At 68.8% G+C, this 21,131-nt stretch carries 17 protein-coding genes; 10 read left to right on the top strand and 7 right to left on the bottom strand.

What is annotated here, in order from left to right:
* The first annotated feature begins 142 nt into the window (after positions 1-142).
* Positions 143-436 carry a DUF4193 domain-containing protein gene (locus AB7E03_RS05130; protein ID WP_285116440.1) on the top strand — a complete coding sequence of 98 codons (294 nt, stop codon included), beginning with the start codon at positions 143-145 and terminating at the stop codon, positions 434-436.
* Positions 437-448: 12 nt separating this feature from the next.
* On the opposite strand, the gene AB7E03_RS05125 is transcribed toward AB7E03_RS05130, so the two are convergent.
* The gene (locus tag AB7E03_RS05125) at positions 449-895 is read right to left on the bottom strand and encodes a DUF3093 domain-containing protein (RefSeq protein ID WP_489939885.1); all 447 of its coding nucleotides are present in this window, start codon (positions 893-895) and stop codon (positions 449-451) included.
* Positions 896-935: 40 nt separating this feature from the next.
* Between AB7E03_RS05125 and dut the strand changes: the two genes are divergently transcribed.
* The 5 genes from dut (at position 936) to acnA (ending at position 8,246) form a co-directional block, all read left to right on the top strand.
* Complete coding sequence (gene dut / locus AB7E03_RS05120) at positions 936-1,394, top strand: dUTP diphosphatase (protein ID WP_489939883.1); 459 nt, start codon at positions 936-938, stop codon at positions 1,392-1,394.
* Positions 1,391-2,065 carry a DUF3710 domain-containing protein gene (locus tag AB7E03_RS05115; protein ID WP_441781994.1) on the top strand — a complete coding sequence of 225 codons (675 nt, stop codon included), beginning with the start codon at positions 1,391-1,393 and terminating at the stop codon, positions 2,063-2,065. Before dut ends, AB7E03_RS05115 begins: the two co-directional genes overlap by 4 nt.
* 7 nt (positions 2,066-2,072) lie before the next feature.
* Positions 2,073-2,885 (top strand): DUF3159 domain-containing protein, encoded by an 813-nt coding sequence (locus tag AB7E03_RS05110; protein ID WP_489939881.1) that lies wholly within the window; start codon positions 2,073-2,075, stop codon positions 2,883-2,885.
* Between the two features lie 31 nt (positions 2,886-2,916).
* Positions 2,917-5,292, top strand: a complete 2,376-nt coding sequence (locus tag AB7E03_RS05105; protein ID WP_489939879.1) for an HAD-IC family P-type ATPase — start codon at positions 2,917-2,919, stop codon at positions 5,290-5,292.
* 140 nt (positions 5,293-5,432) lie between these two features.
* A complete protein-coding gene (gene acnA / locus AB7E03_RS05100) occupies positions 5,433-8,246 on the top strand; it encodes an aconitate hydratase AcnA (RefSeq protein ID WP_489939877.1) in 2,814 nt (937 codons plus the stop codon).
* 50 nt (positions 8,247-8,296) lie between these two features.
* On the opposite strand, the gene AB7E03_RS05095 is transcribed toward acnA, so the two are convergent.
* The gene (locus tag AB7E03_RS05095; protein ID WP_489939875.1) at positions 8,297-9,922 is read right to left on the bottom strand and encodes an MFS transporter; all 1,626 of its coding nucleotides are present in this window, start codon (positions 9,920-9,922) and stop codon (positions 8,297-8,299) included.
* 149 nt (positions 9,923-10,071) lie between these two features.
* Between AB7E03_RS05095 and dxs the strand changes: the two genes are divergently transcribed.
* From dxs to AB7E03_RS05080, 3 genes are all read left to right on the top strand, one after another.
* Positions 10,072-12,027: a 1-deoxy-D-xylulose-5-phosphate synthase gene (gene dxs, locus AB7E03_RS05090; protein ID WP_489939873.1), complete on the top strand. Its 1,956-nt coding sequence runs from the start codon at positions 10,072-10,074 to the stop codon at positions 12,025-12,027.
* Between the two features lie 63 nt (positions 12,028-12,090).
* A complete protein-coding gene (locus AB7E03_RS05085) occupies positions 12,091-12,492 on the top strand; it encodes a MerR family transcriptional regulator (RefSeq protein WP_489939871.1) in 402 nt (133 codons plus the stop codon).
* Positions 12,489-13,469, top strand: a complete 981-nt coding sequence (locus AB7E03_RS05080) for an aldo/keto reductase (protein WP_489939869.1) — start codon at positions 12,489-12,491, stop codon at positions 13,467-13,469. Before AB7E03_RS05085 ends, AB7E03_RS05080 begins: the two co-directional genes overlap by 4 nt.
* Before the next feature lie 72 nt (positions 13,470-13,541).
* Here the strand turns inward: AB7E03_RS05080 and AB7E03_RS05075 are convergent, their stop codons facing one another.
* The 4 genes from AB7E03_RS05075 to AB7E03_RS05060 form a co-directional block, all read right to left on the bottom strand.
* Positions 13,542-15,698: a 3-hydroxyacyl-CoA dehydrogenase NAD-binding domain-containing protein gene (locus tag AB7E03_RS05075; RefSeq protein ID WP_489939867.1), complete on the bottom strand. Its 2,157-nt coding sequence runs from the start codon at positions 15,696-15,698 to the stop codon at positions 13,542-13,544.
* 6 nt (positions 15,699-15,704) lie between these two features.
* Positions 15,705-16,925, bottom strand: coding sequence for a thiolase family protein (locus AB7E03_RS05070; protein WP_489939865.1), 1,221 nt, complete (start codon positions 16,923-16,925; stop codon positions 15,705-15,707).
* Positions 16,926-16,986: 61 nt separating this feature from the next.
* Positions 16,987-18,183 carry an HRDC domain-containing protein gene (locus AB7E03_RS05065; RefSeq protein ID WP_489939863.1) on the bottom strand — a complete coding sequence of 399 codons (1,197 nt, stop codon included), beginning with the start codon at positions 18,181-18,183 and terminating at the stop codon, positions 16,987-16,989.
* On the bottom strand, positions 18,176-18,787 hold the full coding sequence (locus AB7E03_RS05060) for a DUF3000 domain-containing protein (RefSeq protein ID WP_441782006.1): 612 nt from the start codon (positions 18,785-18,787) through the stop codon (positions 18,176-18,178). Before AB7E03_RS05060 ends, AB7E03_RS05065 begins: the two co-directional genes overlap by 8 nt.
* A 101-nt stretch (positions 18,788-18,888) precedes the next feature.
* Here AB7E03_RS05060 and AB7E03_RS05055 point away from each other — a divergent pair, with 101 nt between their 5' ends.
* Positions 18,889-20,103 (top strand): alpha/beta hydrolase family protein, encoded by a 1,215-nt coding sequence (locus AB7E03_RS05055; RefSeq protein ID WP_489939861.1) that lies wholly within the window; start codon positions 18,889-18,891, stop codon positions 20,101-20,103.
* On the opposite strand, the gene zapE is transcribed toward AB7E03_RS05055, so the two are convergent.
* Positions 20,069-21,124 carry a cell division protein ZapE gene (gene zapE / locus AB7E03_RS05050; RefSeq protein ID WP_489939859.1) on the bottom strand — a complete coding sequence of 352 codons (1,056 nt, stop codon included), beginning with the start codon at positions 21,122-21,124 and terminating at the stop codon, positions 20,069-20,071. The genes AB7E03_RS05055 and zapE overlap by 35 nt on opposite strands.
* Between the last annotated feature and the right edge of the window lie 7 nt (positions 21,125-21,131).

The following is a 21,131-nucleotide window of genomic DNA, read 5'->3' as shown; positions in this document are numbered from 1 at the left end:
GGGAATACAGCGGGCGTGCCGGAAGTTGCACACCGAGCAATCGCTGAAAGGCTCCTGCGTAGTTTTGCTATTCGGGTGCGATTGATGCAAACTATGGCCGCCGATTGCGAGAATCGGCCGTTACGACGAGAAGTGGATGGGCATGGCAACGGATTACGACGCACCGCGGAAGACCGAGGACGACTCCGAGTCGATCGAGGCCCTCAAGGAGCGTGTCCCGGACAAGATGTCGGGTGTCGTGGACGTCGAAGACGCCGACAACCCCGGCGGCTACGAGCTCCCGGGTGCCGACCTCTCTGACCTCGACCTCGACGTCGTCGTGCTGCCTCCCCAGGCCGACGAGTTCACCTGTGTGAACTGCTTCCTGGTGAAGCACCGCTCCCAGATCGACCACGACACCAAGCTTGGTCCGATCTGCGTGGAGTGCGCCGCCTGACGTCGGTCGACACTAAGAACTGAGGCGAGCCTCATCGAGAACCCGGACCAGCTGGTCCGGGTTTCTTGTTGAGAGCAGCCAGTACGGCGTCGGGTCGTCCTGGTCGAGCAGCGGCACCTTGACGACGGGCTTTACCCAGCCGCGGATGAGCAGCCAGGCCCGAGCGTCGAGCAGGCGTCCGCGCTGCTGCGTCGCCTCCTCGCCCTGGTACGCCGTCGGCTCACCGGTGAGGGCGAGCGGGATGCGCGCGTGGCCGGCGACCAGCTCCTCCTTCGTGACCCGGATGACCGGCGCCGTCGCGACCAGGAAGACCGCGAACGCGACGTAGATCAGGACCGCCAGGACGACGCCCACGGTGAAGTTGATCGGCGCGAACACCAGCATGACGGCCGGGATGACGAGCAGGGTCGAGATGAAGAGCCAGGGGGTCGCCCACAGCCGTTCTCGGTACAGGTCCATGACCTCTATTCGATCAGACTTCTGCACTAGCCTCTGACACGTGACCGAATCCGTCGACGTCCCGATCATCGCCACCGTCTCACCCGCATACGCGCACCCGGGAGACGCCGGCGCCGATCTCTGCGCCGCGGAGGCCGTGACGCTGGGCCCGGGGGAGCGCTTCACCATGCCGACCGGCGTCTCGATCGCGCTTCCGGAGGGCTACGCCGGGTTCGTCGTCCCGCGGAGCGGCCTGGCGATGCGGCACGGCCTCACGATCGTCAACGCGCCGGGAACGGTGGATGCGGGATACCGCGGCGAGATCCGGGTCACCCTCCTCAACACGGACAGGTCGATGCCGTACGATATCGCCGTCGGCGACCGGATCGCCCAGCTGATCGTCATGCCGGTCACGCGAGCCCGGTTCATCCCCGTCGACTCCCTCCCGGACAGCCACCGCGGCACCGCGGGCTTCGGCTCGTCCGGGTACACCGTGACCGAGGCAGGAGAACACGCGTGAGCGACATCAGCGACACCCCTCGCGGGTCCGAGGAGGCCGCAGAGCTCGAACAGCAGGATGGCGACGCCGTCGAGTTCGAGAAGTCGGCGCCGGAGGACCGCGCCACCGAGGGGCCGCTCGACGAGAGCGAGGCCAACCCGGTCCGGCCGTACGTGGACCTCGGCGGCGTGAAGATCCTGCCGCGCGAGGGCCTGCACCTGCGGCTGGAGGTCGAGGAAGAGACGCAGCGCGTCGTCGCCGTCGGCCTCGACTACGCGAATTCGACCCTGCAGGTGCAGCCGTTCGCCGCACCCCGCTCCTCCGGGCTGTGGCACGAGATCCGCGACCAGATCACCGACCAGGTGCAGCGCCAGGGCGGCCGCGTCACCGAGCGCGACGGTGCCTTCGGCCCAGAGCTCGTGGCCGAGATCCCCGTGGCGGCGCCGCAGGGCGGCCCGGTCGAGACGCGTGTCGCACGCTTCGTGGGCGTCGACGGCCCGCGCTGGTTCCTGCGTGGCGTGATCGCGGGCGATGCGGCGGTGCAGCCGGAGGCGGCGGCCCTCGTCGAAGACCTCTTCCGCAGCATCGTGGTGGTGCGCGGATCCGTGCCGATGCCCCCGCGCGACCTCATCCCGCTCCGGATGCCCGCCGCACCCACTGCGGGCACCGAGAACGACTACTCCTCTCTGTAGGCGCGCGATGACCGATCACGACCGACCGGAACGCGAGACGGACGGGGCAGGCGCCGCACGGGCCGCGGAGCCGGCGGACGGCGCAGACGGCGCGGACGGAGCCCAGGCGCCGGCGCTCGGCGACAGCATCGCCGCGGCCGCCCGTCGCTCGGGCCTCGGCCAGCTCGCCGAGACGGACGCCTCCACCGGCGCCGCCCTGATGGGCGCCCTCGGCGGCATCCGCGGACTGTGCGAGACCATCCTGCCCGGGCTGGTGTTCCTCATCCTGTTCACCTTCACGCAGAACGTGCCGCTCTCGATCGGCTGCTCGGTGGCGGTCGCCGTCGTGTTCACTGCTGTGCGCATCATCGGGAAGACGCCGGTCACCCAAGCCATGGCCGGGCTGATCGGGGTCGGCGTCTCCGCCATCCTCGCGCTCATCACCGGCCGCGGCGAAGACAACTTCCTGCTCGGGATCTGGACGAACGCCGCCTACGCGGCCGGCATCCTGATCTCGATGCTGGTGCGCTGGCCGATCATCGGCCTGGCCGCCGGCTACCTGATGGGGGACGGCGTCGCCTGGCGCAGCGACAAGCGCAAGTACCGCGTCATGCAGGCGCTGACGCTGCTCTGGCTGCTGCTGTTCGTCGCGCGGCTCGTCGTGCAGGTCCCGCTGTACCTGGCGCACACGGATGCCGCGACGAGTGCGCTCGCGCTCACCAAGCTCCTGATGGGCGTGCCGCTCTACGCTCCGCTCCTGCTCGTCACCTGGTTCGTCGTGAAGGGTCAGTTCCCGCAGAAACCGTCACGAACCAGCGCCGAAGCACGTCCGAACAAGTAGACACAGCTCGCGACGCGACGGAGGGGGACCGATGCTCGAGGCGGGGACGCAGCAGGGCCTGACCGCGTCGCAGGTGGCCGAACGGGTCGCCGACGGCCGGGCCAACACCCAGACGCAGCCGAGCTCCCGGTCGGTGGGCGACATCCTGCGCGAGAACATCTTCACGCTGTTCAATGGCATCCTCACCGCCTGCTTCGTCGCCGTGCTGCTTCTCGGCGACCTGCGTGACGGCTTCTTCTTCGGCATCGTCGTCGCCAATGCGCTGATCGGCATCGTGCAGGAGTACCGGGCGAAGCGCGTGCTCGACCGCGCGGCCCTCCTCGCGGCCCCGCACAGCCGCGTACGTCGCGACGGCGAGGTCGTGACCGTCGCGCTGGAGGATGTCGTCCTCGACGACCTGCTGGTCCTCCGGCCCGGCGACCAGGTGCCCGCGGACGCGGTCGTGGTCGAGAGCACTGGTCTGTCGTTGGACGAGTCCATGCTGACGGGCGAATCCGATCCGACGTTCAAGGACGCCGACGCGCCCCTGCTCTCCGGCTCGCATGTCGTCACAGGCACGGGGCTCGCCGTCGTCACCGCGGTCGGCGCCGACTCGTACGCGAGCAAGCTGACCAGCGAGATCCGCAAGCACTCGCTGGTGCGCTCCGAGCTGCGGGAGGCGACCAACCGCATCCTCGTCTACCTCTCGTGGATCCTCGGCCCGCTCATCCTGATCACGCTGCTCGGGCGGGTGTTCGCGTACGGCGGGTTCTCGGAGGTGTTCGCCGACGACCGCTGGCGCCGGGCACTGCTGGACGCCGTGGCCGCGGTCGTCGGGATGATCCCCGAGGGCCTCGTGCTGCTGACCAGCCTCGCGTTCGGCGTCGCCGCCATCCAATTGGCCGCCCGCAAGGTGCTCGTGCAGGAGCTCGCCGCCGTCGAGGTCCTCGCCCGAGTGGATGTGCTGTGCCTGGACAAGACGGGCACCCTGACGACGGGCGAGCTGGCGCTGCACGGAACCGAGGTCTGCGCCGGTGCAGCCGACACCGAACTGGCGGAGACGGCGCTGGCGGCGTTCGGGTCGGACGAAGCGGGCAACGCGACCTCGGGGATTCTGGGGTCGCACTTCCGCAGCGACCGGTTTCGGGTGTCGCGACGCATCCCTTTCAGTTCCGCCACCAAGTACAGCGCCCTCGCGATGACGGTGGACGGGGACGAGACCGGCTGGGTCCTGGGCGCACCCGAGCGGGTGCTGGAGGGGCACCCCGACGCGCTCGAGCGGGCCACCTCGCTGGCCGCGACCGGTTTACGCACACTGGCGCTCGCGCGCGCACTCGACCCGTTGCCGGCCGACGTCCACACCCCTCTGGCGGGGATGCGGGTGCAGCCCGCCCTGCTCGTCCTGCTGGCCGAGACCGTGCGCCCTGAGGCTCGCGACACGCTCGCCTACTTCCGCGAGCAGTCCGTGCGGGTGGTCGTCATGTCGGGCGACAACCCCGTCACCGTGGCTGCGATCGCGCGGGAACTGCAGTTGGAGGGCGAGACGGTCGACGCGTCCACGTTCACGACCGACGAAGCGCTCGCCGGGGCGCTCGAGACCGCGAGCGTGCTGGGCCGGGTGAGCCCGGACCAGAAGCGCACGGCCGTCCGGCTGCTGAAGGAGCGCGGGCGAACGGTCGCGATGACCGGCGATGGCGTCAATGACGCCATGGCGGTGAAGGATGCCGACCTCGGCATCGCCATGGGCACCGGCACTGCAGCGACCAAGGCGGTCTCCCGCGTCGTGTTGCTGGACGACCGGTTCGACCGGCTGCCGGACGTGCTCGCCTTCGGCCGTCGCGTCATCGCCAACGTGGAGCGTGTCTCCAACATCTTCCTGGCGAAGACCACCTACGGCATCCTGCTGGCGCTTGTCAGTGCGGTGGTGCTGTGGCCGTTCCCGTTCCTCCCGCGGCAGCTGACCCTGGTGTCGACGCTCGCGATCGGCATCCCCTCGTTCTTCCTCGCGCTGGCTCCCAACCGGCGCATCTACACGCCGGGGGTGCTCGGCCGGGTGCTGAGGTACTCCGTCCCGACCGGACTGATCGCCGGGCTGACCGCCATCGTCGCGTACGCGCCGCTGTACCGCAGCATCCCGCTTCATGAGGCGCGCAGCGTCACGACCGTCGCGCTGTTCTGCGTGTCGCTGTGGATCCTGTGCGTGCTGACGCGTCCGCTGACCGGGATCCGGTGGCTGCTGCTCGCCGCGGTCGCCGCCGCGTTCGCGCTGGTGTGCATCATTCCGTTCACCTCGACCTTCTTCGAGATGCATCTGAAGGCCGACGGGGCACTGGCCTGGGGCATCGCGGTGGGCGCTGTGGGCGCGGCGGGCGTCGAGCTCTTCTACCGGTTCGCGAAGCGGCGCGGGCTGGTCTTCGACCGCATCTGAACGTGATAGTTTTATCTCGACGTCAAGATACTTTTGCAGCATCAGGAATTAGGCTTACCTTGCTGGAAAGGCGCTTCGACGGACGAGGAAGATGGACGAGGCGTGCGTGAACATCGCCTGCCGATGAAGGAGAGGGCATTGTGGCTGCTACGAACAGTTTCGGCGCGAAGAAGACGCTGACCGTCGGGTCGAGGGACTACACGATCTACTCGATCGACCAGGTGGACGGGTACGAGCGGCTGCCCTTCAGCCTCAAGGTCCTGCTCGAGAACCTGCTCCGCACCGAGGACGGCGCGAACATCACCGCTGACCACATCCGTGCCCTCGGCGGCTGGGACCCGGCGGCCGAGCCTGACACCGAGATCCAGTACACGCCGGCCCGCGTGATCATGCAGGACTTCACCGGCGTCCCCTGCATCGTCGACCTCGCCACCATGCGCGAGGCGGTCTCCGCTCTCGGCGGCGACCCCAAGAAGATCAACCCGCTCGCCCCGGCCGAGATGGTCATCGACCACTCCGTCATCGCCGACCTGTTCGGCCAGGCGGACGCGCTGGAGCGCAACACCGACCTCGAGTATGAGCGCAACGGGGAGCGCTACCAGTTCCTCCGCTGGGGCCAGACCGCGTTCGACGACTTCAAGGTCGTCCCGCCGGGCACCGGCATCGTGCACCAGGTCAACATCGAGTACCTGGCCCGCGTCACCATGACCCGTGAGATCGACGGCGAGCTGCTTGCCTACCCGGACACCTGTGTCGGCACCGACTCGCACACCACGATGGTCAACGGCCTGGGCGTGCTCGGCTGGGGCGTCGGCGGCATCGAGGCCGAGGCGGCCATGCTCGGCCAGCCGGTCTCCATGCTCATCCCCAAGGTCGTCGGCTTCAAGCTGACCGGCGCCATCCCGACCGGTGTGACCGCGACGGATGTCGTGCTCACCATCACGCAGATGCTGCGCAAGCACGGTGTGGTCGGCAAGTTCGTCGAGTTCTACGGAGCCGGCGTCGCCGAGGTCCCGCTGGCAAACCGCGCCACCATCGGCAACATGAGCCCCGAGTTCGGCTCGACCGCCGCGATGTTCCCGATCGACGAGGTCACCCTCGACTACCTGCGCCTCACCGGTCGCAGCGAGGAGCAGGTCCAGCTGGTCGAGGAGTACTCCAAGGCGCAGACGCTGTGGCACGACCCCTCGGTCGAGCCGGTCTTCAGCGAGTACCTCGAGCTCGACCTCTCCACGGTCGTCCCGTCGATCGCCGGCCCGAAGCGCCCGCAGGACCGCATCGAGCTGAGCCACGCCAAGGACCAGTTCGAGAAGGACCTCGTCGACTACGCCGACGTCTCGCATGACCTGGTCGACCTCACCATCTCGGAGTCGTTCCCGGCCTCCGACCCGGGCGAGCTGCAGCCGGAGGATGCGCGCAGCACCCACCAGCACACGCACCACAGCCACGCGCCGAAGGTCGTCTCCAACCCGACCCCGGTCACCCTGACGGAGAACGGCGAGGACTTCGTCCTCGACCACGGCGCCGTCGCCATCGCTGCGATCACGTCGTGCACCAACACCTCCAACCCGTCGGTCATGCTCGCCGCCGGCCTCCTCGCCCGCAACGCGGCGAAGAAGGGCCTCAAGGCGAAGCCGTGGGTCAAGACCACCCTGGCTCCCGGATCGAAGGTCGTCACCGACTACTACGAGAAGGCCGGCCTGACGCAAGACCTGGAGGCGCTCGGCTTCTACACGGTCGGCTACGGCTGCACTACCTGCATCGGCAACTCGGGCCCGCTGCCCGAAGAGATCTCGCAGGCGGTCAACGACAACGACCTCGCCGTCACCGCGGTGCTCTCGGGCAACCGCAACTTCGAGGGCCGGATCAACCCGGACGTCAAGATGAACTACCTGGCGAGCCCGCCGCTCGTCATCGCGTACGCTCTCGCCGGTTCGATGAACTTCGACTTCGAGGTCGACCCGCTGGGAACCGACACCGAGGGCAACGACGTCTTCCTCAAGGACATCTGGCCCGACGCGGCCGAGGTGCAGCAGACCATCGACTCGTCCATCAACGAGGGGATGTTCGTTCACCAGTACGCATCCGTCTTCGAGGGTGACGAGCGCTGGAAGTCGCTGCCCACGCCGACCGGCTCGATCTTCGAGTGGGATGAGAAGTCCACCTACGTGCGGAAGCCCCCGTACTTCGACGGCATGACGCTCGAGACCACCCCGGTCAGCGACATCGTCGGCGCCCGCGTGCTCGCGAAGCTCGGCGACTCGGTCACCACGGACCACATCTCGCCCGCAGGCTCGATCAAGGGCGACAGCCCGGCCGGTCAGTACCTGACCGAGCACGGCATCGACCGCAAGGACTTCAACTCGTACGGCTCGCGCCGTGGCAACCACGAGGTGATGATCCGCGGCACGTTCGCGAACATCCGTCTCCGCAACCGGCTGCTGGACGGGGTCGAGGGTGGCTACACCCGCGACTTCACCCAGGAGGGCGCGCCCCAGTCGTTCATCTACGACGCGTCGCAGAACTACCAGACGCAGGGCACCCCGCTCGTGATCCTGGGCGGCAAGGAGTACGGCTCCGGCTCGTCCCGCGACTGGGCGGCGAAGGGCACCAGCCTCCTCGGCGTCCGCGCGGTGATCACCGAGAGCTTCGAGCGCATCCACCGCTCCAACCTCATCGGCATGGGCGTCGTCCCGCTGCAGTTCCCGGCCGGCGAGACGGCCGACTCGCTCGGTCTCGACGGCACTGAGGTCTTCACGATCACGGGTCTCGAGGCGCTGAACGAGGGCACGACGCCGAAGACCGTCCACGTGGTCGCCGAGCCGAGCGAGCACTCGCCGGCAGGTAAGCAGCCGGTCGAGTTCGACGCGGTGGTCCGCATCGACACCCCCGGTGAGGCGGACTACTACCGCAATGGCGGCATCCTGCAGTACGTGCTGCGGAGTCTCGTCTAAGGACGCGCACCAACGGAATGCCCGGGGCCACTGGTCCCGGGCATTTCGCGTCAGGGGGCGGGCGTGCTGTCGCGGCTCGGGCCCGTCCGCCCGGCTGGCTCCTCCTCCTGCGCCGCGACGGTCGAGGGCAGGTTGCGGGAGAACGCGAGCGCGGAGATCGAGATCAGCGTCAGCACGGCGAAGGAGAGACGCAGCGCCTGCAGTTGCGCGTCCTGGTAGAGGTCGGTCAGTTGCCGACCCTGCTCCTCGCTCAGCCCGGCGGCCTTCGCGATCCGGGGGACCTCGGACACCGCGACGATCGGCACGCCGCTCTCGGTGCGCTGGGTGACCTCGGTCTGCACGTCGTGCGGCAACGCGCTCGCGGCGACGCCGCCGAGGAACAGCGACCCCAGAGCGGCGATCATGATGGAGCCCAGGATCGCCGTCCCGAGCGAGGAGCCCAGGTTCTGGAACACTCCCTGCACTCCACCGGCCTCGCTGAGCTCGCTGCGGTCGACGGCCGACATGGTGACGTTCCCGAGCTGCGAGGCCAGGAGGCCGAGCGCCGCCCCGGCCAGGAACATCCCGGTGGCGAAGACGCCGTTCTGCAGCTCCGGGTCGATGGAGAACAGCAGGACCAGCGAGGCCAGCACCAGCAGCAGTTGACCGATCCGGGCGATGCGCTTGGGGGAGAGGCGGCGAGCCAGCGCCGTGCCGATGATGGAGAACAGCACGAGTGCGACCGAGAGGGGGAACAGGCGGATTCCCGTGTTCACGGCGTTCAGTCCGAGGGTGAACTGCAGATAGACCGGGACGATGAAGAACAGCCCGGCGGTGACGGTGTACTGGAGGCCGATGCTGCCCACTCCAGCGCGAAGGTGCCGGATGGTCAGCATGTCGGTGTTGAGGAACGGTGTCCTGCCGCTGCGCCGCAGAACACCCTGACGGCGCAGGAACAGCCACAGCAGGACAGCACCGGCAGCGACGATGAAGGGGACGGGCGAGAGGCCCAGCACCTGGGTGTCCGTGGTGGGAAGGATCCATCCCCAGGTCTTGGTCTGCAGCAGACCGTAGACGATGAGGAAGAGCGCCAGGGCGGACAGGATCACCGAAAGCACGTCGATGCGGGTGGGGAGCGGCTCGCCGGAGTGCCGGATCACCTTGTTGAAGATGAGCACCACCGCCATGACGACCACCTCGGCGGCGAAGACGTAGCGCCAGCTCGCGTAGGTTGTCACGAATCCACCGACCAGCGGCCCGACGGCGACGGCGACACCGGAGGCGGCGCCGATGATCGAGAAGGCGGTGACGCGGGCGTGCCCCGAATAGTTGTCGGCGATCAGCCCGGCGATGGCGGGGATCACCAGCACCGCACCCAGACCCTCGACGACCGACCACCCGACGACCAGCATCGCCGCGTTCACGCTGAGCGCCGTCGTCGCGGACCCGATCGAATAGATGATGGAGCCGATGACGAGCGCGCGCCGCCGTCCCCAGCGCTCGCCGAGCTTGGCGCCCAGCAGCATGAACGCCGCCATCGTCAGCGTGTAGAAGGTGATCGCGGACTGCATCACGGCGATCGTGGTGTCGAGGTCCGAGACGACCTGCGAGATCGAGACGTTCATCACGGTGCTGTCGAGCACCATCACGAACTGCGCAGCACCGAGAGCCGTGACCGCGCCCCATCGACCAGCCATGTCGTGCTCCTCCCGGCCGTTGCCGTGATCGTAGCGAGCGCGCTCTTGCGCGCACCAGACGGCGCGTTTGCCCGTGGATGCCGGGGATGGGCTTCCTGGCGAACACGACGATCAGGACGTGACCGGGATCGGAGCCTAGACTCGATTTCATGGGCATTCTCGAGACCATCCACGGTCCGCGCGACCTCGACCGCCTGACGGATCGCGAGCTCGTCCAGCTCGCCGCCGAGGTGCGGGCGTTCCTCGTCGCGAATGTGGCGAAGACCGGCGGGCACCTCGGCCCCAACCTCGGCGTGGTGGAGACGACCATCGCCATCCACCGTGTCTTCGACTCCCCGCGTGACGCCGTGGTGTTCGACACCGGCCACCAGTCGTACGTGCACAAGCTCCTCACCGGCCGGCAGGACTTCTCGCAGCTGCGTCAGCGCGGCGGGATGGCCGGGTACCCGCAGCGGTCCGAGTCGGAGCACGACATCGTGGAGAGTTCCCACGCCTCCTCGTCCCTGTCCTGGGCGGACGGCATCTCCCGCGCCTTCGAGCTCACCGGCCAGCGCGACCGCCATGTCATCGCCGTGGTCGGCGACGGCGCCCTCACCGGCGGGATGACGTGGGAGGCGCTGAACAACATCTCCGACGACAACAACCGCCGGCTGATCATCGTCGTCAACGACAACGGCCGCTCCTACGCGCCGACCATCGGCGGAATGGCGCGCTTCCTGAACACCGTGCGCACTCGCAGGAGCTACCGCAACCTCTACCTCACCTCCCAGCGCGCCTTCGCAAAGCTGGGGACGCCCGGCCGGTCCTTCTACCGCGGCGTGCGCGGCGGCCTGCACGGCTTCCTGAGCCGGTTCGTCAACAACGAAGCCCTCTACTCGAACCTCGACATCAAGTACATCGGGCCGGTGCACGGCCACGACCTGGAGGCGATGGAGGAGGCTCTGCGCCAGGCGAAGAACTACGGCGCCCCGGTCATCGTGCACGCGATCACGCAGAAGGGGCGCGGCTACGAGCCGGCCCTGCGCGACGCCGCCGACCAGTTCCACTCGGTCGGCCAGATCGACCCGGAGACCGGTGAGCCGATGGTGGGATCGAGCAAGCCGCAGTGGACCGACGTCTTCTCCGACGAGATCGTCAAGCTCGCCGAGAAGGACCCGAAGATCGTGGGCATCACCGCGGCGATGCTGCGCCCCACCGGTCTGCATCGGTTCGCGGAGCGCTTCCCGGACCGCGTCCACGACGTCGGCATCGCCGAGCAGCACGCGGTGGCAAGCGCCGCCGGCCTCGCATTCGGTGGGCTGCATCCCGTCGTCGCCATCTACGCCACCTTCATGAACCGCGCGTTCGACCAGGTGCTCATGGATGTAGGGCTCCACAAGGCGGGCGTCACCTTCGTTCTCGACCGCGCCGGCGTCACCGGCCCCGACGGCCCGAGTCACCACGGCATCTGGGACCTCGCCATCCTCCAGGTCGTGCCGAACATCCGGCTGGCCGCGCCGCGCGACGGCACGCGCTTCCGCGAGGAGCTGGCGGAGGCCGTCGCGGTGGATGACGCCCCGACCGTCCTGCGCTTCCCGAAAGGCTCCGTGCAGCCCGACCTGGAGGCGCTGCGCCGGCTCGACGACGGCGTGGACGTGCTGCGTGAGGGCGACCGGAAGGACGTCCTGCTGGTCACCGTGGGCCCGATGGCCGACCTCGGCCTGAAGGTCGCCGACCGCTTGGCCGCCCAGGGGATCGGCGCGACGGTCGTCGACCCGCGCTGGGTGGTGCCCGTGCCCAAGAGCATCCTGTCGCTGGCCGCCGAGCATCGCATCGTCGTGACGATCGAGGACGGCATCCGTGTCGGCGGCATCGGCACGCGCGTCCGTCAGGACCTCCGCGAGGCCGGAATCGACACGGCGGTCGACGAACTGGGACTGCCCGACGCCTTCATCGACCATGCCACGCGCGACCAGATCCTCGAGGATGCCGGGCTCACGCCGCAGAAGATCGCCCGCGACCTCGTCGCGCAGGTGCTCGGGAGCCGCGTGCCGATCGCGCGTCCGCTGCCCGATGAGGAAGCCTCCGCCGACGCCGCCGTCCCCGCCAAGAAGCGCCGCAGCTGATTTCGGGGCGCATCGACGTACCGGCATTGACTTCGAGCGCACTCTAAGTCTTATCGTGGCGGTATGACCGACACACGGACGGCGATGTCGATTTCCGACGTCGCTGAGCGGACCGGACTCACCACCCACACCCTGCGGTATTACGAGCGCGAAGGCCTGATGCTCGCGCCCGTCGAGCGCGCATCCTCGACCCACCGTCGCTACACCGAGGCGGACGTCACGTGGGTGACGTTCCTCACCCGGCTGCGGTCGACCGCGATGCCGATCGCCACCATGCGTGAGTACGTCGTGCTCGCGCGGGAGGGCGAGGGGACGGAAGCCGAGCGACTTGAGCTGCTCCTGCTGCACCGCATGGCGGTCATGCGGCAGCTGGAGGACATGACGGCGAGTCTGGCGGCCATCGACTACAAGATCGGCCTCTACCGGCAGCAGGTCGGAGAGGCCACGAAAGGGAATCACGCATGAAGAAGATCGCACTGGGAACCGAGAAGCTGGAGGTCTCCCAGCTCGGCCTCGGCTGCATGGGCATGTCCGCGTTCTACACGGGCGCGGGAACCGACGAGGCCGGATCGATCGCCACCATCCACCGCGCGATGGACCTCGGGGTGACGTTCTTCGACACCGCCGAGATCTACGGCCCGTACACGAATGAGGAGCTGCTGGCGAAGGCGTTCGCCGACGGTCGCCGCGACCGTGTCGTCATCGCCACGAAGTTCGGCACCATCAAGCACCGCGAGAACGACGAGCGGGGGATGGACGGGTCGCCGGCGAACATCCGACTCTCCGTCGGGGGCTCGCTGAAGCGGTTGCAGACCGACCACATCGACCTCTACTACCAGCACCGCATGGACCCGGGCACGCCGATCGAGGAGACGGTCGGCGCCTTGAAGGAGCTGATCGAGGAGGGCAAGATCCGACACTACGGACTGTCCGAGGCGGCGCCGGAGACGATCCGCCGAGCGAACGCGGTGCACCCGGTCACCGCCATCCAGACCGAGTACTCCCTGTGGACGCGGGACCCGGAGGCGGAGGTGCTGCCGACCGTGCGCGAGCTCGGCATCGGCTTCGTACCCTACTCGCCGCTGGGCCGCGGGTTCCTGACCGGGACCATCCGCTCGCTCGACGACCTGTCGGAGGACGACTTCCGCCGGTTCAACCCGCGTTTCGAGGGCGACAACCTGGAGGCGAACATCCGCATCGTGGAGCAGGTGGACGAGGTCGCCCGCGAGGTGGGCGCGAAGCCCGGCCAGGTGGCGCTCGCCTGGCTGCTGTCGAAGGGCGACGACATCGCCCCGATTCCGGGCACCACGAAGGTCGCCAACCTCGAGCAGAACGTGGCCGCCGCCGACCTGCAGCTCAGCCCCGAGCAGCTCGCCCGCCTGGATGCCGTGGCGGCACCTGTCGGCGACCGCTACCCGGACATGTCCCCGCTCAACCGCTGACCCGTCCGCTTGACGCGACACGCCGTCCGGCCCCTCGGCCGGACGGCGTGTCGCGTCAATTCCGCGGCGCAGTTACGCGACGCCCTTGATCGGCGGGTGGTGGAAGGTGTCGCCCCTGTGCCCGTCGATAGAACTGGCCCGCTCGGACGCGCCCACGCGATCCAGGTACGGCGTGATTCCGCCCATCTGGAACGGGAAGCCCGCCCCGAGGATCATGCAGAGGTCGATGTCCTCCGGCGCCTCGACGACGTGGTCGTCGACCAGCATCCGGTGGATCTCGTCGGCCAGGCCGTCTTCGAGGGTGCGGAGGATCTGCTCCTTCGTCCACGGGTTCTTGCCGCCCGAGACGATCTTCGCCGCGCCCTTGTCGAGGCCCTTCACCTTCCCCTTGGCGTCCTTCTCCAGCAGCGTGCCGTACTCGGCCAGCTTGTGGAGGTTCTCCGAGCGGTAGAACCGGTCGGGGAACGCCGCGTGGTGGGTGTCGAGCACGTGAGCGCCGACCTTCAGCCCGACGAGGTCGAGCAGGACCGACGGGGGCATCGGGAGGCCGAGCGGAACGATGGCCTCGTCCACGACCTCGAACGGTGTGCCATCGTCGACGGCGTGCATCGCATCCCCGAGGATCTTCGCCAGCACACGGTTGACGACGAAGCCGGGGGTGTCGGCCGTGATGACGGCGTTCTTCTTCAGCGCTGCAGCCGTCACCATCGCGGTGGACAGGGTGGCCTCGTCCGTGAGCGGCGTCTTGACGACCTCGATCAGCGGCATGACCGCGACCGGGGTGAAGAAGTGGAACCCGACTAGACGCTCCGGGTGCTTCAGCTTCGCGCCGATCTGCTCCACCGAGAGGGAGGACGTGTTGGTCGCCAGCACCGCCTCGTCGGAGATGAACTGCTCGACCTGCTCGAAGACGTCCTGCTTGACCCCGAGCTCCTCGAACACGGCCTCGATGACCCAGTCGCAGTCGGCGAAGTCGGCCTTGTTCGTCGTGCCGGTGACCAGCGCACGTAGGCGGTTGGACTCGTCGGGGGAGATACGACCCTTCTCCTGCAGCTTGCCGATCTCCTCGTGGATGTAGGCGACACCCTTGTCGACGTGCGCCTGGTCGAGGTCTGTGATGACCACGGGCACGCGCAGCCGGCGCACGAACAGCAGCGCGAACTGGCTGGCCATATACCCGGCGCCGATGACGCCGATCTTGGTGACCTTCTTCGCGACCTTCTTGTCGGGCGCTCCGGCGGGACGCTTGGCCCGCTTCTGCACGAGGTTGAACGCGTAGATGCTCGCCTGGAACTGGTCGCCGGCGATGAGCTCCGCGAGCGCGTCGTCCTCGAGGGCGAAGCCGGCCTCCCGGTCGTTCGACTTGGCGGCCTTCAGAAGGTCGAGCGCTCGGTACGGCGACTTCGGGACGGTGCCGATGCGCGACTCCAGCATTTTACGGGCGATGCCGATGGCAGCATCCCACTTGACCATCCGCTCGAGCTTGCCCGGCTCGTTGGGTCGCTTGACCACAATCTGGCCGGTGAGCACCTTGTCGGCCCACTTCAGCGAGTCCTCGAGGAAGTTGGCCGAGTCGAAGATCGCGTCCGCGATGCCGAGGTCGAAGACTTCCTGGGCTTTAAGCATCCGGTTCTGCTTCAGCGGGTTCTCGATGACCACCTTGAGGGCGTTCTCGATGCCGATCAGGTTCGGGAGGATGGTCGCGCCGCCCCAGCCCGGGATGAGGCCCAGGAAGACCTCGGGCAGGGCGAAAGCGGCCGCATTGCGGTCAATGGTGCGGTAGTCGGCGTTGAGGCCGATCTCCACGCCACCGCCGAGCGCCAGGCCGTTCGTGAACACGAACGACGGCACGCCGAGGGTCGCCTGCTTGCCGAGCACGTAGTGGCCGAGCTGCGGGAGCAGCTTCGCGACCTCCACGCTCGGGATCTCGTTCACGCGGCTGAGGTCGGCACCGGCGGCGAGGATGAACGGCTTGCCCGTGACGGCGACCGCGTCGATCTCGCCCTTCTTCGCCCGCTCCGCCAGCTGGTCGAAGGTCTTCCCCAGCTCCAGCAGGGTGGCCGGACCCATCGTGTTCGGACGCGTGTGGTCGCGGCCGTTGTCGAGGGTGACGAGGGCGAGGGTCTTGCCGCTCGGGAGCCGCACATCCTTCACCGGGGAGTGGGTGACGACCTCGTCGTCGGTGAGCGCCGCGAGCGGGCCGAAATCGATCGTGCTGTAGTCGGTCACTGTGGCTCAGCCCTTCCGCGCGGCGCGCTTGTCGTAGTTCGGGTTCTCCCAGATGACGGTGCCGCCCTGGCCGAGGCCCACGCACATCGCCGTGATGCCGTACCGCACCTCCGGGTGCTCGGCGAACTGGGCCGCCAGCTGGATCATGAGACGCACGCCGCTCGCAGCGAGCGGGTGGCCGATCGCGATCGCGCCGCCCCACTGGTTGACCCGCGGGTCCTCGTCGTCGATCCCGAAGTGGTCGAGGAAGGAGAGCACCTGGATGGCGAACGCCTCGTTGAGCTCGAACAGGCCGATGTCCTCGATCGTGAGGCCCGCCTTGCGGAGCGCCTTCTCGGTCGACGGGACCGGGCCGAGCCCCATGATCTCCGGCTCGACGCCGGCGAACGCGAAGCTCACCATGCGCATCTTCGGGGCGAGGCCCAGTTCCTTCACGGCGTCGGAGGACGCGAGCAGGCTGGCGGTCGCGCCGTCGGTCAGCGGCGAGGAGTTGCCCGCCGTCACGCGGCCGTGGGGGCGGAACGGGGTCTTCAGTGTTGCGAGACCCTCCATGGTGGTCTGCGGGCGCATCCCCTCGTCTTCGGTGGCCAGGCCCCAGCCGGACTCCGAGCGGATGGCGACGGACACCAGGTCGGGCTGGATCTTGCCGGCCTCGTAGGCTGCGGCGAGCTTGTGCTGGCTGCGCATGGCGAAGCGGTCGGAGCGCTCCTTGGTGAGCGCCGGGAACCGGTCGTGGATGCGCTCAGCCGTCATGCCCATGTTCAGCGCGTCCTCCGCGACCATCTTCTCGGAGAGGAAGCGGGGGTTGGGGTCGGCGCCGAAGCCCATCGGGTGCCGGCCCATGTGCTCCACGCCGCCCGCGATCACCAGGTCGTAGGCACCGAACGCGACTCCCGAGCCGAGGGTGGTGACGCTGGTCATGGCGCCCGCGCACATCCGGTCGATCGCGAACCCGGGGACCGACTTGGGAAGGCCCGCGAGGAGCGCGGCGGTGCGGCCGAGGGTCAGGCCCTGGTCGCCCTGCTGGGTGGTGGCGGCGATGGCCACATCGTCGATCCGGTCCTTGGGCACCTGGGGGTTGCGCTCCAGCAGACCGATCATCGCCTTCACGACGAGGTCGTCCGCGCGGGTGTTCCAGTACTGCCCTTTTTCGCCGGCCCGTCCGAACGGAGTGCGGACTCCGTCGACGAACACGACATCGTTCTTCTCGGCCACAGTGCCTCCCATTTCAAGGTCGGAAACGATCCTAGGTACACCGCTGTGCACGAAAAGAATCGTTTGATCCTTCCTACGAAATCGGCTCGGGCCCCTCGTCGGCCGTTTGGGTGCTTTCCACAAAAGCTTGGGCGATCACCTGTGAGGTTGCGGCAACCTGCCAGGGGCGGGCGCCGTGCGCCGCGAGCGCTTCTCCGACGCTCTCGGGCGTGATCTCGGCGGGGGGAGTCCACGCGACACGGCGCAGGGTGTCCGGCGTCAGCAGGTTCTCCAGGGGGATGGCCCGCTCCTCCGACACGGTGCCGAGCGCCGTGCGGGCGGCCTTGAGGCGGGCGTCCGCCTCCGGGTTCCGGTCCGACCAGGCGCGCGGCGGGGGGAGCGTGTCGCCGTTGCCGCGCAGCACGGGGAGGTCGTCGGTGGTGCGGCCGGCCTCGATGGCCGCCCACCAGCGGTCGAGCTCCGTGCGGCTGGCGCGACCGGTGAACTCCCGGATCGCGGCGAGGGCCCGCTTGCTGTCCGGCATCGCCTTTGCGGCAGCGGTGAGGGACGCATCCGGCACCAGGCGCCCGGGTGCGGTGTCCGTGTCGCGGGCCAGCGCATCCCGCGCCAGCCACAGCTCGCGTGCGACGGCAAGATTGCGGATGCCCCGGATGGAGTGGATGCCCGACAGCCGGCGCCAGGGCTCGGAGCGCACGGGTACGAGCTCGCGAACCAGCTCGTCGGCGAACTCCTGCCGGGCGATGTCGGTCTTTCCGGCCTCGTCGAGCAGCGCGGCGATCGAATCGCGCAGGTCGGGCAGCAGTTCCACATCCAGAGCGGCGTAGTCGAGCCACGGCTGGGGCAGGGGACGCGTCGACCAGTCGGCGGCGCTGTGTTCCTTCGCCAGGTGGATGCCGAGGAGCTCCTCCACGACCGTCCCGAGTCCGACACGCGGCATCCCGAGCAGGCGTGCGGCGAGTTCGGTGTCGAAGACGATCGACGGATCGAGGCCGACTTCGCGCAGGCAGGTCAGATCCTGGGTGGCAGCGTGCAGCACCCACTCCTCATCGTGGATGGCCTCGTTCAGCTCGTCGAAGCGGCCGACCGCAGGGGGGTCGAACAGGAACGTGCCGGAGCCGCGGCGGAACACCTGGATGAGGTACGCCCGCTGCGAGTAGCGGAAACCGCTCGCGCGCTCGGCGTCGACGGCGACGGGGCCTGTTCCTTCGACGATGCGGTCGACCGCAGCCAGATAGGCGCTGCGCGAATCGATGACCGTGTATTCAGCCACGCGGCGCCTTTCTGGGCGTCGCCGCCCGGGAACTGAGCAGGCTCACCCCCTCGCCGGTCGGGGGCAGGCCGGCGAGCATGCACAGCAGCTCGCCCCATCCCTCGACGTGGGCTGAGACGTCCGACTCGAGCGGGCTCCAGGAGGCGCGCAGCTCGATCTGGGCGCCGTCACCCTGGGCCGCGAGTTCGCCGAATCCGGTGGAGATGACCTTGGTGGCCGTCCCGCTCGCCGCGGTGTAGCGGGCGTGCCGGGCATCCAGCGCATCCACCAGCCAGGACCAGGCGACGTCGGCCAGGAACGGGTCCAGCCCGATGTCGGTCTCCAGCGGCGCCTGGGCGAAGCAGACGATGCGGAACGGACCGCCCCACGCCTCCGGCTCGTCCGGGTCGTACAGCAGGATGAAGCGCCCGGTGCCGAGGTCGGAGTCGCTGCCGTGCCGGGCCGGCCGCACGTCCGCGGCGAGCGCGACCGAGAACGGCGCGAGCTGCGCGGGGGCGGGGATCTCTTCGATCACGAGCTCCGGACGCGACACTGCGGCGCGAATGGACTGCAGCGCCGTGGCGAACTCCGCCGGATGCTGCGGTGGGGATGTCGGTGTCGGCACGCTTCGAACACTAGAAGCCTTTCGGGTGTCGCGGCAGTAAGGCACGCCGCCTGGGGAACTCCTGAGGGCGTGCGCGGAGGCCCGCCGGTACGCTGCTCACTATGGCGGGCACGGGTACGGGATCAGTGATCGGGAAGACCGTCGGCACGGCGGCGTTCGTCGCAGGAGGCCTCGTCCTGGCGACCGCGGGTCTCGCCGCCTGGGCCACCACCCGGGTCGCCCGCACCGTGATCACGCCGGTGCGGCGTCGCCCGCAGAACCAGACAATCCGCTCGTTCGACCAGACCCTCGGCACGGTGACCCTGCGGGAGACGCCGGATGCCGCCATGCCCGGCCGCTTCGGGATGTGGTGGGGAGGAGACACCTGCTTCGCCAAGGTCGGAGGACTGATCGAGCGCGGGGACGGCAGCGTCACGCGCGAGCTCGAGCGCATCCAGTTCGGGCAGCTGCGGGCCGGGCGCGCACGGATCAGCGGTTACTACTACCTGGAGCCGGAGGAGATCGGCCTCCCGGTCACGAGCGTCGAGATCCCCACCGACCTCGGTCAGGCTCCCGCGTGGGTGTTCCCCGCGCCCGAGGATGCCGAACCGGGCCGCTGGGTCATCCAGGTGCACGGATGGGGCGCCTCCCGGCAGGAGGGGCTGCGTGCCGTGCGGGTGTACCACGACGCCGGCTTCAGCTGCCTGCTCGCCTCCTACCGCAACGACGGGGACGCCCCGGAGAGCGCCGACCGCCGCTACGGGCTCGGCGGAACGGAGTGGCGCGACATCGAGGCGGCCATCGACTACGCGGTGGAGCACGGCGCCCGGTCGATCGTGCTGATGGGCTGGTCGATGGGAGGAGCGGTCGTACTGCAGACGATCACCCGCTCTACGTCGCTGGAGCACGTGACGGGCATCGTCCTCGAGTCCCCGGTGATCGACTGGATCGACACGCTCGAGTACCAGGGGAACCTCCTCCGGCTGCCGGATGTGATGACCCGGGCGGCCATGCGCCTCATCGAGGCGGAGTGGAGCGGCCCGATCACGGGGCAGGGCGCGCCGATCGACCTGCGCAGCATGGACTTCGTCGCGCGCGCCTCCGAGCTCAGCCTGCCGATGCTCATCCTGCACAGTGACGACGACGGTTTCGTGCCCTCCACCGGCTCGCGCGCGCTCGCCGAGGCGCGCAGCGACATCGTCACGCTGGTGCCGTTCGACACGGCCCTTCACACGAAGCTCTGGAACTACGACGAGGCCAAGTGGACGGCCGCGATCGCCGGCTGGCTCGCCGAGAACGTGCCTACTCGTCGTGCGGCGGAAGCTCGCCCGCAGTGAGCGCGATCATGCGCGACGTCGAGCGCAGGTACTTCTTGCGGTAGCCGCCGCCGAGCATCTCATCGTCGAACACCTCGCTGAGCGGCACGCCCGTCTGCACGATAGGGATCTCGGCGTCGTAGACGCGGTCGATGAAGGCCACGAGGCGAAGGGCCGCCATCTGGTCGTGGAGCACCTCCACATCCCGCAGGCCGATCACATCCACGCCGCCGATCATCTTGATGTAGCGGGACGGGTGCACGGTCGCCAGGTGCGCGATGAGGTCCTGGAAACCGTCGCTGGTGACGGTCTCGCCGCGGCCGGCCATCGCCTCGAGGGCCCGGTCGTACTCCGGCTGCTCCACGGTGATCGCGGCGCCCGTGGTGTCGCGGCGGCGGTAGTCGAGGCCGTCGATCCGGATCGTCTGGAAGTTCGCAGACAGCGACTGGATCTCGCGCAGGAAGTCGCTGGCGGCGAAGCGTCCCTCGCCCAGCGCGTTCGGGGGTGTGTTGCTGGTGGCGGCGATACGGGTTCCGGAGGCGACCAGCTCTCCCAGCATCCTGGTCATCATCATGGTGTCGCCCGGGTCGTCGAGCTCGAACTCGTCGATGCAGATCAGGGTGGATCCGCGGAGCAGGTCGACCGCGCCCGCGTACCCGAGCGCACCGACGAGGGCGGTGTACTCGATGAAGGTGCCGAAGTACTTGGGGCCGGGGGCCTCATGCCAGAGCGCCGCGAGCAGGTGCGTCTTGCCGACACCGAAGCCGCCATCCAGGTAGACGCCCGGCTTCATCGCCTCGACCTTCCTGCGACTACGGCTGAACAGCCCTGCGGGACGCTGCGGCTCCCACGTCTTCGCGAAAAGCTTCAGCAGAGACACGGCCTCGGCCTGCGACGGGTAGTCGTGGTCGGGACGGTACGAGTCGAAGGTGGCGTGCTCGAACTGCGACGGCGGGACCAGACTGTCTGCGATCTCCGCCCCCGTGATGGCGGGCGAGCGGTCGGAGAGACGGGGGAGGGCGCCGGTCTGTTCGAGGGTCATGACGGGT

Source organism: Leifsonia sp. RCC_180, assembly GCF_058138205.1.
Note: the sequence above shows the minus strand (reverse complement) of the source record. Positions and strands in the feature narration are given on the sequence as shown.